This window comes from Streptomyces sp. AMJ-169, from assembly GCF_055597585.1.
The window spans coordinates 207,910-224,322 of record NZ_JBVLTJ010000003.1 but is presented as its reverse complement, the minus strand read 5'-3'; the positions used below and the strand labels follow the sequence as shown (position 1 = coordinate 224,322).

Here is a 16,413-nt window from a genome sequence, read left to right as displayed (position 1 = left end):
TCCCGTACCCGGCCGCCGTGATGCTCGCCTGTACCGCGTTCTCGGTCGCGTCCGAGGGGTAGCCGGACGTCATGACGCCCTCGTAGAAGGTCCCGGCGGAGCCGTTGCTGTTGTCGCCGCCGATGCCGAGGATGATCGCGCCTTCCTTCTTCATCGGGTTGTAGCCCGAGACGTTGGGGCGGACCCCGTCGTAGAAGGTGGACAGCGCGCCGGACTGCGCGTTGCCGCCGCGGATCGCCCAGTGGTTGGCGCCGCCCTTGACGACGGCCGTCAGATAGCGGTTGCTGATCGACGGGTCGCCCGCGTTGTAGTGCTGGTTGACGCCGGAGAACAGGCCGTTCTCCAGATCGGCCATGATCCAGGGGCCGTTGCCCGAGCCGTAGCCCCAGACCTTGATGGTGCCGAAGTAGACGGCCTCCATCGTGCCGTTGCCGTTGTCGCGGCTGTTGGTCTCGGCGTTGCCGTAGTCGAAGCAGCAGCCGCCGTTGGAGTGCGTGCCGTCGAGGACGGCATAGATGCCCTCCGCCTGGTCGCCGGTGGCGATGCCGTTGGTGCTGTTGTTCCGGTAGCCGGTGCCAGGGGCGACGTACACGCCGTACGCCTTCTTGCCGGACAGCGTCGTCGGGGCCGCCGTGGCGTTCGCGAGGTTGTCGTAGCCGCCGGCCGCCGGGCCGTTGAAGCCGCCGGGAGGGGCCTGCGTGAGGCGGTTGCCCCGGCCCGACTGGTCGTAGACGACGGTGATGACGCAGGTCGTGCCGGAGCAGAACGAGTCCTGTGCCGCCGCGTTGGCGACGCCTCCCGCGCTGACGACGCCGATGTCCCGGGTGGCGTTGTCCGAGGCGCGGCGCACCTGGTAGAGCGGGCCGTTGTAGGAGCCGTACAGGGCGCGGGTCGTGCTGTGCGCGGCCACGCAGGGGGTGCCGCCCGCCGCGTACAGGTCGCAGGGCAGGGAGGCGGCGGCGCTCGCGCCGGGGGCCGTGCCGGTGAGCAGGGCCACGCCGAGCGCGGTGCCGGCGAGGAGGGCGGAGTGCTTTGTGACGCGGGTACGCATGGGTGAACTCCCTTGGTCGGTGGGGGAATCGGGAGGTGCCTCTCGCGTGCGCTCGTCCGGTATCCCGAACGGACTTCGGGTTCTCGGACACTCCGGATGATAGGAATCCGGCCGCAACCGTCAATGCCCGTCACGGGATCGCTCTTTGTGAACCTGGTAAGAACGGCTCTTTACGGCCGAGTTGCCCGGCGCGCGCGGTGGACGAACGCCGGGGGGAGGTTGGGCCAGACGACCGGGGAGCGGGTCAACGAGCCGAAACGGGACCGGAGTTCGGCGGTGAGCCGACGGGCGGGCGGGGTCCAGGCGGCGTGCACATAGGCGAACGTGGCGAAGCCGCCGTCCGGGGCGAGGCTCTCCGCCACGGCGTCCAGGGTGAGTTGGCGCTCCCGGGCCGGCATCACCGTCCACGGGAGCCCGGAGACCACCGCGTCGACCGAGCCGCCGGCCATCTGGGCCAGGCCGGACGCCGGGCCCTGGACCACCGTCAGCCGCTTGTCGTCCCGGGTCGCGGAAAGCCGGGCGGCGAGCGTGGAGTTGAGCTCCACGGCGATCAACCTGGCGTCCGGCGCCAGCTGTTGCAGGATCGCGTCCGTGAACACGCCGGTGCCCGGACCGAGTTCGACCACCAGCCGGGCCCTGTCGAGACCGAGCCCGTCGGTCATGGCCCGCGCGAGCCGCCGTGAACTCGGCGCCACGGCGCCGGTCATGAGGGGATGCCTGAGAAAGTGTGAGGTGAGGGACACGGCGCCCAGGCTCGGCGGCCCGGGTGTGGCCCGGCGTCATGTCCGGGGGCCGCGCCCGTAGTCCTGCGGGAGGACGCGGGGGCCGACCCGAGGAGGAGGGGAAGGCCAACTCCAGGGTGACGCAAGGACGTTGCCCCGAGTCGTACCGTGAGCCGGTGCTTCGCCTGATCGAGACGCTGGCCCGCTGGCGGCTGCGGCACCCCTGGCTCACCGACGCCGCCCTGGTCGTCCTCGTCGCCGTACCGCCCGCCGTCGGCGAGCAGCCGGGGCGGCGGCCGGTGTGGGTGCAGGCCGTGGTGTACGCCGCCTTCGTGCTGCCCCTGCTGGTGCGCAGACGGTGGCCGGTGCCCGCCGCCTGCGTGGTCACGGCCGCGTTCTGGGCGCAGTACCTGTGGCACGTGTGGGGGCCTGAACCCGGGCGCGGGGCCATCGCGTTGGCTGCCGTGCTGTATACGCTCGTCGTGCGCGGGCTGCGCCGCGAGGCCGCCGCTCTGCTGGCGTGCGCCGGGTGCTGCGTGGCCCTGTGGCTCCCGGACTGGCTGGCCGACTCCGCCGCCCGCGGCCGGGTCCTGTGGTGGACCCCGGTGGCCGTGCTCTGCTGGCTCGCCGGGTCGTGGGTGTGCGGCGCGTACGTCCGCGCCCGGCGCGCGTATCTCGCCGAGTACGCCCGCCGCGCCGAACTCGCCGAGTCCACCAGGCTGTTGCTGGCGCGCACGGCTGTCGCCGAGGAGCGGGCGCGGATCGCCCGGGAGATCCATGACGTCCTGGCGCACGGAGTGACGGCGATGGTCCTCACCGCGGAGGGCGCGCGCCTCGCCTCCGCCGCCGATCCCGCGGCCCCCGCACGGGCGTTGCCGGTGATCGGGGCGGCCGGGCGGGAGGCGCTCGGTGAACTGGGGCGGCTGCTCGACGTGTTGCGCGCCGATGCTCCGCCGCCCCGGACGCCGGACGACCTCGCCCGGCTGGCCGCGCGCAGTCAGGCGGTGCTCGAACTGCGGGGCGAACAGGGGGACTTGGCGGACGTGCTGATCGAGGAGGCGTACCGGATCGTGCAGGAGGCGCTGACGAACGTGTCCCGGCATGCGGCGCCGGGGGCGCGGGCGAAGGTGCGGGTCGAGTTGCGGGAGGACAGGGTCGAGGTGTGCGTGGAGAACAACGGGGGTGTGGGTGGGGAGAGTTGGGGGGTGTCCGGGGGGAGGGGGCTCGCGGGGATGCGGGAGCGGGTGGCGCGGTATGGGGGGATTGTTGAGGCGGGGCCTTTGGTCGGTGGGGTGGTGGGGGCGGGGGGTGTGGCCGGCGGGTTGGTTGGGGCGGGACTTGTGCCGGGCGGGGCGGCTGAGTCGGGATCCATGCCCGGCGGTGCTGGCGTCGGTGCCGGCGAGGTCGGGTCTGCGTCCGGCGGGGCAGGTGAGGCGGGATCTGTGCCGGGCGGGGCGGCTGAGGCGGGACCTATGCCTGGTGGCGGTGGCGGTGGCGGTGGCGGTGGCGGTGGCGGTGGCGTCGGCGCGTCCGGCGCGTCCGGATCCGCGTCCGGCGGCTGGCGGGTGCGGGCCGTCCTTCCCGCAGCCGGAGCGGCGAGCCCGGAGCCGGCAAACTCCCTTGCCCGACAGGCCGGTTGACCATGGCTCGCATCCTCCTCTGCGACGACCAGCAGCTCATCCGGATGGGCCTGCGCATGGTCATCGACAGCCAGCCCGACCTGACGGTCGTGGGCGAGACCTCCGACGGTGCCGAGGCCGTGGCCCGCAGCGCCGAACTCCGCCCGGACCTCGTCCTGATGGACATCCGCATGCCCGGCCTCGACGGCCTCGCCGCGACCCGCGCCCTGTGCACGGCACCGGCGGCGCCGAAGGTCCTGGTGGTCACGACCTTCGACCTCGACGAGTACGCGTACGGCGCCCTGCGCGCCGGGGCCTGCGGATTCCTGGTCAAGGACGCCCTCGGCGAGGAGATCCTGGTGGCCGTACGCGCGGTCCTGCGCGGCGAGCTGGCGATGGCACCCTCGGTCGTACGCCGCATGGTCGACCGCCACGTACGGCCGGCCCCCGCCGCCGTCCACCAGGAACACCTCGACCGCCTGACCGCCCGCGAACGGGAAGTGCTCGCGCTGGTCGGCCGGGGCCTGACCAATCAGGAGGTCGCGGCGCGCCTGTTCCTCGGCGAGACCACCGTGAAGACCCACCTGGGCCGACTCCTGACCAAACTCGGCCTCCGGGACCGCGTGCACGCGGTGATCTTCGCGTACGAGAGCGGGTTGCTGCGGGCCGGGGAGTGAATCAGGGGGGCGGCCCTGGAGCGAGGGTCACGGCGCCCGCCGCCGGTAGCCTGGCAGACCCACCCCCACCACCCCAGGCGCCGGATCACATGACCCCCGAACTCCTCTCCCACGTCCGCTGGATCGGCGGCGGAAGCGGCGCGGCCAAGTCGACGATCGCCCGCCGGCTGGCCGCCGCCCACGGCTGGCACCTGTACGCGACCGACGACACCATGCACGACCACGCCGCCCGTACCACCCCCGAAGAGGCCCCGTATCTCCATGAGTTCATGGCGATGACCATGGACGAACGCTGGGTGACCCGCTCCCCGCAGGTCATGCTGGAGACGTTCCACTGGTTCCGGGGCGAGGGCTTCGGGTTGATCGTCGAGGATCTGCTGAGGCTGCCCCGGGACCGCAGGATCGTCGTCGAGGGCTTCCGGCTGCTCCCGCGGCTGGTGAAGCCCTTGCTGGCGGCTCCTGAGCAGGCCGTGTGGCTGCTGCCGACCCCCGAGTTCCGGCGGGCCGCGGTAGAGGGGCGGTCGGCGCCGGGGGAGGGGTTCGTGTGGCGGACCGGCGATCCTGAGCGGGCCGCCCGCAATCTCGCCGAACGGGACCGTATGTTCACGGACCGCCTCGGCGAGGAGACCGCGCGGCTTCAGCTGCGGACCATCGGGGTCGACGTCCCGCTGACGGAGGACGCCCTGGCCGGGCGGGTGGCCAGGGCGCTGCGGATCTGAGACCGGCGGCTCACGCCTGTGCGGACCCGGCGGCTTCCTCCAACGCCCTCTCCGAAGCGGCTCCCTCCGCGGCCTTCTCCAAGCGCACGATCACGCACTTCGATGTCGGCGTATTGCTGATGTCGGCCACGCTGTCCAGCGGTACCAGGACGTTCGTCTCCGGGTAGTACGCGGCGGCCGAGCCCTCCGGGGTCGGGTAGCCCACCACTCGGAACGCCTCCGCGCGGCGTTCCGTCCCGTCGGACCAGATGCTTGTCAGGTCGACCAGGTCGCCGTCCGCGAGGCCCTGTGCCTTGAGGTCGGCCGGGTTGACCATGACGACGCGGCGGGCGCCCTTGATGCCGCGGTAGCGGTCGTCCATGGCGTAGGGGATGGTGTTCCACTGGTCGTGGGAGCGCAGGGTCTGGAGGACCAGGTGGCCCTCGGGGGCCTGGAGCATCGTGAAGTCGTTGGCCGTGAAGTTGGCCTTGCCCGTGGCGGTGCGGAACGTCATCGAGTTGACGGGGTTGGGCAGCCGGAAGCCGCCGGGCTGGCGTACGCGCGCGTTGAAGTCCTGGAAGCCCTCGACGACCCGGGAGATGCGGTCGCGGACGAGGTCGTAGTCGGACTCGAAGTCGGCCCAGGGGATGGCCGGCCGGTCGCCCAGGACCTTGCGGGCCAGGCGGGTGATGATGGAGATCTCGCTGAGCAGGTGCGGGGAGGCCGGGGCGAGGCGGCCCCGGGTGGCGTGGACCTCGCTCATGGAGTCCTCGACGGTCATGAACTGCTCGCCGCCCGCCTGGACGTCGCGGTCGCTGCGGCCGAGGGTCGGCAGGATCAGCGCGCGGGTGCCGCAGACCGCGTGGGAGCGGTTCAGCTTGGTCGAGATCTGCACGGTGAGACGGCAGTTGCGCAGGGCGCGCTCGGTGACGTCGCTGTCGGGGGTGGCGCGCACGAAGTTGCCGGCGACGCCGAGGAAGACCTTGCCCTTGCCGTCGCGCATCGCGCGGATGGCGTCCACCGAGTCCAGGCCGTGGGCGGTGGGCGGGGTGAAGGAGAACTCCTTGCCGAGCCGGTCGAGGAACGGCTGGGGGACCCGCTCCCAGATGCCCATCGTGCGGTCGCCCTGGACGTTGCTGTGCCCGCGCACCGGGCACACGCCGGCGCCGGGGCGGCCGAGGTTGCCGCGCAGCAGAAGGAAGTTGACGACCTCACGGATGGTGGGCACGCCGTGCTTGTGCTGGGTGAGGCCCATCGCCCAGCAGACGATGACGCTGCGGCTGGCCAGCACCCGCTCGTGGACCTGCTCGATCTCCGCGCGGGTCAGCCCCGTCGCCTCCAGGACGGCGTCCCAGGACGTCTCGCGGATGTTCGCGGCGAAGGCGTCGTACCCGCTGGTGTGGGCGTCGATGAACGCGCGGTCCAGGACCGTGCCCGGCTCCTTGTCCTCCGCTTCCAGGAGGAGGAGGTTCAGGGCCTGGAAGAGGGCGAGGTCGCCGCCGGGGCGGATCTGGAGGAACTGGTCCGCGATCTCGGTGCCCCGGCCGATGACGCCGCGCGCCTTCTGCGGGTGCTTGAAGCGCAGCAGCCCGGCCTCGGGCAGCGGGTTGACGGCGACGACCTGGCCGCCGCGCCGCTTGGTCTCCTCCAGCGCGGACAGCATCCGGGGGTGGTTCGTCCCCGGGTTCTGCCCCACGACGAACACGAGGTCGCAGGCGTAGAGGTCGTCCAGGCTGACGCTGCCCTTGCCGACGCCCAGGGTCTCGTTGAGGGCCGAACCGCTCGACTCGTGGCACATGTTGGAGCAGTCGGGCAGGTTGTTCGTGCCGAAGGCGCGGGCGAACAGCTGGAGGAGGAAGGCGGGCTCGTTGGCGAGCCGGCCGGAGACGTAGAAAAGGGCCTCGTTCGGGTCGTCCAGCGCGCGCAGCTCCTCGGCGAGGAGGTCCAGGGCCTCGTCCCAGCCGATCGGCTCGTAATGGGTGGCGCCCTCGCGCAGGACCATCGGTTCGGTGAGCCGGCCCTGCTGGTTGAGCCAGTAGTCGGTGCGTGCGCCCAGCTCCGCCACCGAGTGCTCGCGGAAGAACTCCGCGGTGATCCGGCGGGACGTCGCCTCGTCACTGATGTGCTTGGCGCCGTTCTCGCAGTACTCGTTCAGGTGCCGCTGGCCCGGCCCCGGCTCGGGCCAGGCGCAGCCGGGGCAGTCGAAGCCCTTGGTCTGGTTGATGCCGAGGAGGGTGAGCGCGGTGCGCCGGGGGGAGGTCTGGCCCAGCGCGTACTTGAGGGCGTGGGCCACCGCCGGGGCGCCCGTCGCCCATGTCTTGGGCGACGAGACCGACAGGTCCTCCACATCGGCCTTCTCGAAGTCCCGCATCGTCACGCCCTCTCCTGTGGACCACCGGCCACTGTCACCCCGTACAACGCGCGAGGTCAAACCGGAAGTTCCGATCACTTGAAAGGTCACGCCGATCAAAGACGGGGATCATGGGGAGCGTGCTGCTCCGTCAACTCGAGTACCTCGTCTCCCTCGCCCGCGCGCGTCATTTCGCGAAGGCCGCCCAGGCCTGCTTCGTCTCCCAGCCGACCCTGTCCGAGGGCATCCGCAAGCTGGAGGACGACCTGGGCATCCCGCTGGTGCGCCGGGGCCGCCGGTTCGAGGGATTCACCCCTGAGGGTGAGCGGGTCGTCGTCTGGGCGCGGCGCATCCTCGCCGACCGCGACGCGCTGCGCGGTGAGATCGAGGCTCTGCGCGGCGGGCTGTCCGGCCGGCTGCGGGTCGGGACCGTCCCTACGGCGGCCACGGCCGTCGCCCTGCTGACCCAGCCGTTCTGCGCGGCCAACCCGCTGGCGACCGTCCAGGTCTTCGCCGATCTCCGCAGTTCCGACATCGTCGAGCGGCTCGGCGCGTACGAGCTGGACGCGGCCGTGACCTACCACAGCACCGTCGTGGGCCGGGAGTTCACGTTCGTGCCGCTGTACCGGGAGCGGTACGTGCTGCTGACCCGGGACGTCGCCCCGGCGGAGGTGTCCTGGGCGGAGGCCGCCCAGTACCCGCTGTGCCTGCTGCACCCGGGGATGCAGGGGCGGCAGGTCCTGGAGGCGGCGTTCGAGGCGGCGGGGACCTCGGTGACCCCCAGGGTCGAGACCGACTCCGTCGCCTCCTTGTTCGCGCAGGTCCGGGCCGGCCAGTGGGCGAGCGTCGTGCCGCACGCCTGGCTGCACGTCTTCGGGGTGCCCGCCGGGATGCACGCGGTGCCCCTGGTGCGGCCGGCGCGCTCGGAGCTGATGGGCCTGGTGCTGCCGGCCCGCGAACCCGTGCCCGTGATCGCGCAGGCCCTGCTGGAGGCCGCGGGGCGGGCCGGGGTCGCGGCGGCGCTGGAGCGGCTGCCGGGGGAGCCGCCCGAGCAGCCGGAGCACCCTCCGAGCGGCCTCCCCGGAGAGCCCGCCTAGCGCAGCAGCACCGGAAGTTCCTGATGCCCATTGCTGATCAGGGAACCAAGGGGCCGCAGCCGCTCGTTGGGCACGGCAAGACGGATGTCCGGAAAGCGCGTGAACAGCTGGCTGAGCGCTTCGGTGACCTCGACCCGGGCGAGCGGGGCGCCCAGGCAGAAGTGGACGCCGTAGCCGAAGGCCAGGTGCTCCTTGTTCGCGCGGGTGACGTCGAAGGTGTCGGCGTCCTCGTGCAGATCGGGGTGGCGGTTGGCGGCGCCGTAGGAGGCGAGGATGGCCTCGCCCTGGGCGATCGTGCGGCCGTCGGGGAGGGGGATGTCGGTGAGGGCGTAGCGCAGCGGGAGGTGGGTGACGGCGGGTTCGAGGCGGAGGGTCTCCTCGACGACGTCCTTCCAGGACCGCTCGCCCGAGCGGACCAGGGCGAGCTGATCGGGGTGGGTGAGGAGGAGGGTGATGGCCTGGTCGATGACGTTGACGGTGGTCTCGTAGCCGGCGCTGAGCATCAGCACCATCGTGCCGAGCAGTTCGTCCTCGGTGAAGCCGGTGCCGCCCTCGTCGCGGGCCGCGATCAGCTGGGAGGTGAGGTCGTCGCCGGGTTTCTCGCGTTTGGCGCGCAGTACATTCCCGAGCTTCTCGTAGAGCAGGGCGGTGTTGGCCTGGGCCTCTTCTGCGGTGAAGGTGGTGTCGAAGACGTTGTCGACGATCTCGCGGAAGTCGTCCCGCTGTTGCGGCGGTACGCCCAGAAGGTGGCCGACGACCGCGATGGGCAGCGGATAGGCGAGGTGCGCGCGCAGATCCACCGGGCCCTCGGCGGGGAGCGCGTCGAGGAGATGGGCGACCATCTTCCCGATGACGGGGGCGAGCGCCTTGACGCGGTGCGCGGTGAACGCGGGGGCGACCATCTGGCGCAGCCGGCGGTGGTCGGCGCCGTACGCGGTGAACATGTTGTCGACCGCGATCCACAGGGCCAGCGGCCAGCTGCGGACCGCCTGTGCGAAGCCCGGCCAGTGCGCGCTCGCGTCCTTGGAGACGTCAGGGCTGGTCAGCAGCTCCTTGAGCAGCGCGGGATCGGAGACGGACCAGACCTCCAGGCCGAGGATGTCCACCCGGGTGGCGGCGCCGCGGGCACGTAAGGCGCGGTGCTCCGCGTCGCGGGCCGCGCCGGTGGCGTCGAGGACGAACGGGGGCTGCTGCTGGGACATGTGATGCCTCCTCGGCATGGGCGTGGAACTCTCGAAGTATTCATACCCTTGTTTTAATTAAGAACGTAATAGCGATGTCAGTAAGAAGGAAATAAGCTTCTACGGTTCCTCTTTTTCCTCCCATGGGCGGGTCGTGGATTAATTGCACCGAGTTGGTGAACGCATGACGGGGTAAAGCATTCTGACTTGCCGTAAAGGGCTCGGTGAAGCCCGTCGGCACGAAAAAACAGAGGCACGACCTTGACCTCGACCGCACTCGATGCGTCATTCCCGTTCCCTGGCTTCCCCGGAAGCAGGGCACTCTTCTGTTCGGCGGTGGCCCCGCCCCCACGCACCCTCCTCGACGTCCTGCGCGCCACCGCCGCCCGCCACCCCGAGGCCCCCGCCCTCGACACCGGCAGCCGCGTTCTTACCTACCGCGACCTGTGGACCGAGACCCAGGGCCGCGCCCAGCGGCTCGCCCGGCACGGCATCGGCCCCGGCGACCGCGTCGGCGTCCGCGTCGCCTCCGGCACGGCCGACCTGTACCTGTCGATCCTCGCCGTCCTCCAGAGCGGCGCCGCCTACGTCCCCGTCGACGCCGACGACCCCGAGGACCGGGCCGTCACTGTCTTCCGCGAGGCCGCTGTCTGCCATGTGCTCGGCGACAGACCGCGCGGCACCGAACTCGTCCCGGCCACCGGCGCGGGGCGCGCGGCCACGCCCGAGGACGACGCCTGGATCATCTTCACCTCCGGCTCCACCGGCGCCCCCAAAGGTGTCGCCGTCAGCCACCGCTCCGCCGCCGCCTTCGTCGACGCCGAAGCCGGCCTCTTCCTGCGCGAACGCCCCCTCGCCCCCGGCGACCGCGTCCTCGCCGGGCTCTCCGTCGCCTTCGACGCCTCCTGCGAGGAGATGTGGCTGGCCTGGCGCTCCGGCGCCTGCCTCGTCCCGGCCGAACGCGCCCTCGTGCGCGCCGGACACGAACTCGGCCCCTGGCTCGAGGCGCGCGCCGTCACCGCCGTCTCCACGGTCCCCACCCTCCTCGCCATGTGGCCCGAGGACGCGCTGCGCCGCGTACGGCTGCTGATCCTGGGCGGCGAGGCGTGCCCGCCCGGACTCGTCGACCGCTTCGCCCGCCCCGGCCGCGAGATGTGGAACACCTACGGCCCCACCGAGACGACCGTCGTCGCCTGCGCCGCCCTCCTCGAACCCGGGCAGCCCGTCCGCATCGGACTCCCGCTCGCCGGCTGGGAGCTGGCGGTCGTCGACGAGTCGGGCGAGCCCGTCCCCTACGGAGAGGAGGGCGAACTCGTCATCGCGGGCGCCGGCACCGCCCGCTACCTCGACCCCGTCAAGGACGCCGACCGCTTCCGCCCCTGCCCCGCCCTCGCCGCCCCGCGCGCCTACCGCTCCGGCGACCTCGTGCGCGCCGACACCGAGGGCCTGGTCTTCCTCGGCCGCGCCGACGACCAGGTCAAACTCGGCGGGCGGCGCGTCGAACTCGGCGAGATCGACGCCGCGCTGCTCACCCTGCCCGGAGTGCGCGGCGCGGCGGCGGCCGTCCAGACCACCGCCTCCGGCACCCAGGTCCTCGTCGGATACGTCGTCCCCGACCCCGGCCTCCCGCCGTTCCGCGCCGACAAGGCGAGGGAACTGCTCAGCCGCGCCCTGCCCGCACCCCTGGTCCCCGTCCTCGCCGAAGTCACCGACATCCCGACGAAGGCATCCGGCAAGGCCGACCGCAAGGCGCTGCCCTGGCCGGTCCCGCTGACCGGCGACAGCGCCGCGCCTCCGCTGCACGGGACCGCCGCGCGACTCGCCGAGGTCTGGGAGCAGTTGCTCGGTCTGCGCCCCGGCCCGCACAGCGACTTCGTCCAGCTCGGCGGGACCAGCCTGACCGCCGCCCGGATGGCGTCCCTGCTGCGCGCCGACCACCCGGGGCTGTCGGTCGCCGACCTGTACCGCAACCCCGTCCTCCAGGACATGGCCGCCCACCTCGACTCCCTCGCCGGCGCCACCCGCGAGGTACGCCCCGCCCGGCCGGTCCCCGCAAGCGCGGGCGTCGTCCAGTTCCTCGTCTCCCTCGTCGGCTACGGCATCACCGGACTGCGCGGGCTCGTCGGACTCGCTATCGCCGACAACGTTCTCGGCTGGGTCGCCCCGCACTCCTGGGCGCCGCACACCTCCTGGTGGCTGATCCTCGCCGGCTGGCTGCTGCTGTTCAGCGCGCCCCTGCGCTGCCTGATCGGCGCCGGGCTCGCCCGCGCGCTCGCCGGGTCGATCACACCGGGCGCCCATCCGCGCGGCGGCGCCGTCCACCTGCGCCTGTGGAGCGCCGAACGCGCCGTCGCCGCCTTCGGCGTGCCCTCCCTCACCGGCACCCCCTGGGCCGCCCGCTACGCCCGCCTCCTCGGCTGCCGCACCGGCCACGACGTCCAGCTGCACGCCCTGCCCCCGGTGACCGGCCTCGCCGACCTCGGCGACGGCAGCAGTGTCGAACCCGAGGCGGACATCGCCGGCTGGTGGCTCGACGGCGACACCCTGCACGTCGGCCCGGTCACCGTCGGCCCCGGCGCCCGCGTCGGCCACCGCACCACCCTCCTGCCGGGCGCCGTCCTCGGCGCCGGCGCCGAACTCACCGCCGGCGGCTGCCTCGACGGCCGCATCCCCGACGGCGAGACCTGGACCGGCTCCCCGGCCCGCCCCGCAGGCCCCGCCGCCCGCCTCACCCGCCCCGCCCGCCACCACGCCCCGACCCTCTGGCGCCCCTGGCACCTCGCCTACGCCCTCTCCCTCACCGCCCTCCCCCTGCTCTCCCTGGTCGCTGCGGCCCCCGCGCTCGCCGTCACCTGGCTGCTGGTCCGCGGCACCCCCACCCTCTCCGGAGCGGCGGCCCATCTCCTGCTCGCCGCCCCCCTGTTGGCGGTCCTCACCTACCTGTCCGGAGCCCTGCTCACCGCGGGCGTCGTCCGCGCCCTCGGCCGCGGCATCACCCCCGGGCTGCACCGCGCCGACGGCGGAGTCGCCTGGCGGGCCTGGCTCGTCACCCGCATCCTCGACGGCGCCCGCGCCGGCTACTTCCCGCTCTACGCCAGCCTCGCCACCCCGCACTGGCTGCGCCTGCTCGGCGCCCGCGTCGGCAAGAACGCCGAGATCTCCACCGTCCTGCCGCTGCCCTCCCTCCTGGAGGTCGCCGACGGCGCCTTCCTCGCCGACGACACCCTCGTCGCCCCCTACGAACTGCGCGACGGCTGGATGAAGTTGAGCGCCGTCCGCATCGGCGAGCGGGCCTTCCTCGGGAACTCCGGGATCGCCGGCCACGACGTACCGGACCACGGGCTGATCGGGGTGCTCTCCGACGCGCCCGCGCACGGCGCGCCGGGCACGTCCTGGATCGGACGGCCCGCGATGCAGCTGCCCCGGGTGGCCGAAACCGGCGACCAGGCAAGGACGTTCGCCCCGCCCCGCAAACTGGTCAGGGCCCGCGCCGCCGTCGAACTCTGCCGGCTCGTCCCGCTCGTCATCGGCACGCTCATCGCGGAGTTGCTGCTCCTCGCCCAGCAACGCGCCCTGGACGTCGGCCAGTTGCCGCTGGCCGCGCTCACCGGCGTCGTCCTGCTGCCCGTCGCCACCCTCGCCGCCTGCCTGATCACCACCGCCGCCAAATGGCTGCTCGTGGGTCAATTCAAGGTGCAGGAACGGCCGTTGTGGTCCTCCTTCGTCTGGCGCAACGAACTCTTCGACACCTTCTACGAGATGCTCGCCGTACCCTGGGGCATGAGCGCGCACCTCGGGACGCCCGTGCTCAACTGGTGGCTGCGCAGCCTCGGGGCGCGGATCGGGCGCGGGGTGTGGCTCGACACGTACTGGCTGCCGGAGACCGACCTGGTCAGCATCGGCGACGGCGCCAGCGTCAACCGGGGCTGCGTCTTGCAGACCCACCTCTTCCACGACCGGATCATGCGCATGGACACCGTTCAGCTCGCCGCCGGCGCCTCCCTCGGCCCGCACAGCATCGCCCTGCCCGCCACCGTCATCGGCGCCGGAACCTCCGTCGGCGCCGCCTCCCTCGTCATGCGCGGCGAGTCCGTCCCCGACGGCACCCGCTGGGCCGGCAACCCCATCGCCGGGGCCCGCGCATGAGCTGGTACAGCCGCCGCGCCCTCGTGCGCGGCGCCCTCCTCACCCCGCTCGCCGCGCTCGCCGCCGACCGCGTCCCCGGCCAGTCCCGCCGCTACTTCGCCGCCCACGGCAGCCACGACCACCGCACCCTCTCCTACGACCTCGACCTCGCCTACGACCCCGGCGCCGGCACCCTCGACGGCCACGCCCACATCCGCGCGATCGCCGAACGCACCCTGAACCAGGTCCGGTTGAACCTCTCCGGACTCACCGCGCACGAGGCGTACGTCGACGGCACCGCCGTCCGCCCCGGCCGCAGCCGAGGCCAACTCCTGCTGCCCGTACCGCGACCCGTCCCGGCGGGCGGCGAATTCACCCTGGACATCGGCTACGGCGGCCGGCCCCGGCCGCTGCGCACCCCGTTCGGGCAGATCGGCTGGGACCGCACGGGCGACGCCCACGAAGGCACCATGGTCGCCGCCCAGCCCCTGGGCGCCCCTTCCTGGTTCCCCTGCAACGACCGCCCCGACGACAAGGCCGAGTTCACCTTCCGCGTGACGGTGCCCCCCGGCCATCACGCCCTGGCCAACGGCACGTTGACCGACCGCACCGGCGACCGCTGGACCTACCACCACCCCGGCCCCATGGCCCCCTACCTCGCCGCCGTCTACACCGGCCGCTTCGCGCACGACACCTGGGAGGCCCGCGACAGCGTCACCGGCCGCCGCGTCACCGGCCGCAACGCCTACCCCGCCCACCTCGCCGACCACGCCCGCCACGACCTCGCCCGCCAGCCGGAGATGTTCGAGGCCTTCACCAGCTGGTTCGGCCCCTACCCCTTCGAGACGTACGGCGCGGTCGTCGTCGACGCCGACCTCGACCAGCCGGTGGAGAACCAGACCGCGTCCGTCTTCGGCCGCAACCACATCGACGGCCGGCGGACTTGGGAGACGCTGGTCGCCCACGAACTCGTCCACCAGTGGTACGGCAACAGCGTCAGCCTCCGCGACTGGCGCGACATCTGGCTCAACGAAGGGTTCGCCACCTACGGCGAATGGCTCTGGTCGGAACACCTCGGCGAGGACTCCGCCGACACCATCGCCCGCGCCGCCTGGCGCCAACTCTCCTTGCGCCCCAAGGGACTTCGGCTCGCCGACCCCGGCCCCGACCGCATCTTCGACGACCGCGTCTACACCCGGGGCGCCTGCACCCTGCACGCCCTGCGCCTCACCATGGGCGACGACGCCTTCTTCGCCATGCTCAGGGACTGGCACCACACCCACCGGGCGGGCAGCGCCGACACCGCCGCCTTCCTCGCCCACGTCGGCCGCTCCGCCCCCGCCAGGACCGAACCCCTGCTGCGCAGCTGGCTCTATGACAAACATTTGCCCGAGCTGCCGGAGCGGACCTGAGTACCCGCCGCCCGGCGCGGGCATCCCCGTAGCAGACATAAGGGGGCGGACCATGGACGACTGGACGAAACTCTGGCTCAAGGACCCGCAGGAGCACGACTATCCGGCGGCGGCCGACTACCTCGGGCTGCTCCTCAAGCCCGCCGAGGTCACCCGCGTCGTCGCCGCCCTGAAAGCGGCGCCGACCGAGGTCAAGAAGGCCAAGGACCTCATGCGGGCCTCGCAGTTGCCCCTCCTCGGGCCCGACAACATCGACGTCAGCCGCGACATCCAGAAGGTCCTCGCGGGGCACAGGCTGTCGCCGGTGCTGCTGGTGCGGGGGGTGCCGCTGGTCATCGCCGACGGGTACCACCGGGTGTGCGCCGCCTACAACCTGACGCAGGACCTGGTGGTGCCGTGCCGGATAGCGGGGCTCTGACCCGTGGTCAGGTCCGGCGGGCGCGGGCGGCCAGCCGGCCGGCGAGGGCGATGACGAGGTCGCGCAGCTCGGCGGGGCGTTCGATCACGAACGGCAGGTCGAGCGAGGCGAGCACCGCAGGCAGCCAGTCCAGCCGCTCCGCCCGCAGCTCGACGCGCAGCCAGCGCCCGGCCGCCGGGTCCTCGTCCGCCCCGGGCTCGCACTCCGCCAGGCTCGCGACGCTGGCCGGGAGGCGGGCGCGGATCTGCCCGGCCGTCCCCTGGATCCGCAAGGTCACCTCGTGCCGGTACCCGGCGGTGGCGAACCCCGACAGCACGCGCTCCGCCGGACCGGGCCCCTCGGGCGCCTCGAACGAGCCGGGCAGGGCCCGCGCGTCCGCGACGCGGTCGAGCCGGAAGGTCCGGTCCGCGCCGATCCCGGCGTCCCTGCCCGTGACGTACCACCGGCCCGCGTGCGCGACGATCCCGTACGCGTGCAGCGTGCGCTCGCCGCTTTGCCCGTCGTGGCCGGTGTAGCGGATCGACACCGGCCGGCGGTGGCGCACCGCGTCGGCGACGGTGAGCAGGACCCCGGCGTCCGGGGCGGCGGGCTCGCCGGGCTCGTCCGTGAAGGAGAGGGTCTCCGCGAGGGCGTCGAGCCGGTGGGCGAGGTGCCGGGGCAGCACCCGGCGGATCTTCGCCGCCGCCGTCTCGTTCGCCGTGCGCTGCGCCGTCGTCAGCCCCGACCGGCGGCCGGCGGCCAGGCCGAGGAGGACGGCCAGCGCCTCGTCGTCGCCGAGCATGAGCGGCGGCAGCCGGTGGCCGGGGGCGAGCCGGTACCCGCCGTAGCGGCCCCGCACCGACTCCACGGGCACATCCAGGTCGATCAGCTGCTCCACGTACCGCCGTACGGTGCGCCCCTCTACGCCGAGCCGGGCGGCCAGTTCGGCGACCGTGCGGGTGCCGCCCGACTGGAGCAGTTCCAGGAGGGTCAGCACGCGGGCGGTGGGTCGGGACATGTCCCCAACCTAACGCCGATACAGGACCGATTCTGTCCGCTATCTCTCCTAGCCTGCGCGGTGCAC

The 16,413-nt window shown here is 73.0% G+C and carries 11 protein-coding genes and 1 pseudogene; 7 read left to right on the top strand and 5 right to left on the bottom strand.

Annotated elements, in window-relative coordinates; all coding sequences use genetic code 11:
- Positions 1–4: 4 nt before the first annotated feature.
- Positions 5–1,051 (bottom strand): annotated as a pseudogene (locus ACYUD3_RS09245) (arabinofuranosidase catalytic domain-containing protein); the annotation flags it as partial.
- 170 nt (positions 1,052–1,221) lie between these two features.
- Positions 1,222–1,758: a class I SAM-dependent methyltransferase gene (locus ACYUD3_RS09240; protein WP_470966523.1), complete on the bottom strand. Its 537-nt coding sequence runs from the start codon at positions 1,756–1,758 to the stop codon at positions 1,222–1,224.
- Between the two features lie 191 nt (positions 1,759–1,949).
- Here ACYUD3_RS09240 and ACYUD3_RS09235 point away from each other — a divergent pair, with 191 nt between their 5' ends.
- From ACYUD3_RS09235 to ACYUD3_RS09225, 3 genes are all read left to right on the top strand, one after another.
- Entirely contained in the window at positions 1,950–3,413 is a 1,464-nt protein-coding gene (locus ACYUD3_RS09235) for a sensor histidine kinase (RefSeq protein WP_470966521.1), read from the top strand.
- Between the two features lie 2 nt (positions 3,414–3,415).
- Positions 3,416–4,069, top strand: coding sequence for a response regulator (locus ACYUD3_RS09230; RefSeq protein ID WP_470966518.1), 654 nt, complete (start codon positions 3,416–3,418; stop codon positions 4,067–4,069).
- Positions 4,070–4,158: 89 nt separating this feature from the next.
- Complete coding sequence (locus tag ACYUD3_RS09225) at positions 4,159–4,788, top strand: hypothetical protein (protein WP_470966516.1); 630 nt, start codon at positions 4,159–4,161, stop codon at positions 4,786–4,788.
- A 10-nt stretch (positions 4,789–4,798) separates the two neighbouring features.
- Here the strand turns inward: ACYUD3_RS09225 and ACYUD3_RS09220 are convergent, their stop codons facing one another.
- Entirely contained in the window at positions 4,799–7,138 is a 2,340-nt protein-coding gene (locus ACYUD3_RS09220; protein WP_470967413.1) for an FdhF/YdeP family oxidoreductase, read from the bottom strand.
- Positions 7,139–7,257: 119 nt separating this feature from the next.
- Between ACYUD3_RS09220 and ACYUD3_RS09215 the strand changes: the two genes are divergently transcribed.
- Positions 7,258–8,214: a LysR family transcriptional regulator gene (locus tag ACYUD3_RS09215; protein ID WP_470966514.1), complete on the top strand. Its 957-nt coding sequence runs from the start codon at positions 7,258–7,260 to the stop codon at positions 8,212–8,214.
- Here the strand turns inward: ACYUD3_RS09215 and ACYUD3_RS09210 are convergent.
- Positions 8,211–9,416 carry a cytochrome P450 family protein gene (locus tag ACYUD3_RS09210; protein ID WP_470966511.1) on the bottom strand — a complete coding sequence of 402 codons (1,206 nt, stop codon included), beginning with the start codon at positions 9,414–9,416 and terminating at the stop codon, positions 8,211–8,213. The two genes, ACYUD3_RS09215 and ACYUD3_RS09210, sit on opposite strands and share 4 nt — an antisense overlap.
- A 315-nt stretch (positions 9,417–9,731) precedes the next feature.
- Between ACYUD3_RS09210 and ACYUD3_RS09205 the strand changes: the two genes are divergently transcribed.
- The 3 genes from ACYUD3_RS09205 to ACYUD3_RS09195 are packed head-to-tail and all read left to right on the top strand — an operon-like array spanning position 9,732 to position 15,350.
- Entirely contained in the window at positions 9,732–13,541 is a 3,810-nt protein-coding gene (locus ACYUD3_RS09205) for a Pls/PosA family non-ribosomal peptide synthetase (protein ID WP_470966508.1), read from the top strand.
- A complete protein-coding gene (locus ACYUD3_RS09200) occupies positions 13,538–14,932 on the top strand; it encodes a M1 family metallopeptidase (protein ID WP_470966506.1) in 1,395 nt (464 codons plus the stop codon). The genes ACYUD3_RS09205 and ACYUD3_RS09200 overlap by 4 nt, the downstream gene beginning before the upstream one ends.
- Before the next feature lie 52 nt (positions 14,933–14,984).
- On the top strand, positions 14,985–15,350 hold the full coding sequence (locus ACYUD3_RS09195; protein ID WP_470966504.1) for a hypothetical protein: 366 nt from the start codon (positions 14,985–14,987) through the stop codon (positions 15,348–15,350).
- A 7-nt stretch (positions 15,351–15,357) separates the two neighbouring features.
- Here the strand turns inward: ACYUD3_RS09195 and ACYUD3_RS09190 are convergent, their stop codons facing one another.
- Positions 15,358–16,347: a helix-turn-helix transcriptional regulator gene (locus ACYUD3_RS09190; protein ID WP_470966502.1), complete on the bottom strand. Its 990-nt coding sequence runs from the start codon at positions 16,345–16,347 to the stop codon at positions 15,358–15,360.
- Positions 16,348–16,413: the final 66 nt, after the last annotated feature.

Bases quoted from the DNA above. Each gene is read 5' to 3' on its own strand.
- ACYUD3_RS09240 (WP_470966523.1), bottom strand. From the start codon at position 1,758: ATGACCGGCGCCGTGGCGCCGAGTTCACGGCGGCTCGCGCGGGCCATG.
- ACYUD3_RS09230 (WP_470966518.1), top strand. From the start codon at position 3,416: ATGGCTCGCATCCTCCTCTGCGACGACCAGCAGCTCATCCGGATGGGC.
- ACYUD3_RS09225 (WP_470966516.1), top strand. From the start codon at position 4,159: ATGACCCCCGAACTCCTCTCCCACGTCCGCTGGATCGGCGGCGGAAGC.
- ACYUD3_RS09220 (WP_470967413.1), bottom strand. From the start codon at position 7,138: ATGCGGGACTTCGAGAAGGCCGATGTGGAGGACCTGTCGGTCTCGTCG.
- ACYUD3_RS09210 (WP_470966511.1), bottom strand. From the start codon at position 9,416: ATGTCCCAGCAGCAGCCCCCGTTCGTCCTCGACGCCACCGGCGCGGCC.
- ACYUD3_RS09200 (WP_470966506.1), top strand. From the start codon at position 13,538: ATGAGCTGGTACAGCCGCCGCGCCCTCGTGCGCGGCGCCCTCCTCACC.
- ACYUD3_RS09195 (WP_470966504.1), top strand. From the start codon at position 14,985: ATGGACGACTGGACGAAACTCTGGCTCAAGGACCCGCAGGAGCACGAC.
- ACYUD3_RS09190 (WP_470966502.1), bottom strand. From the start codon at position 16,347: ATGTCCCGACCCACCGCCCGCGTGCTGACCCTCCTGGAACTGCTCCAG.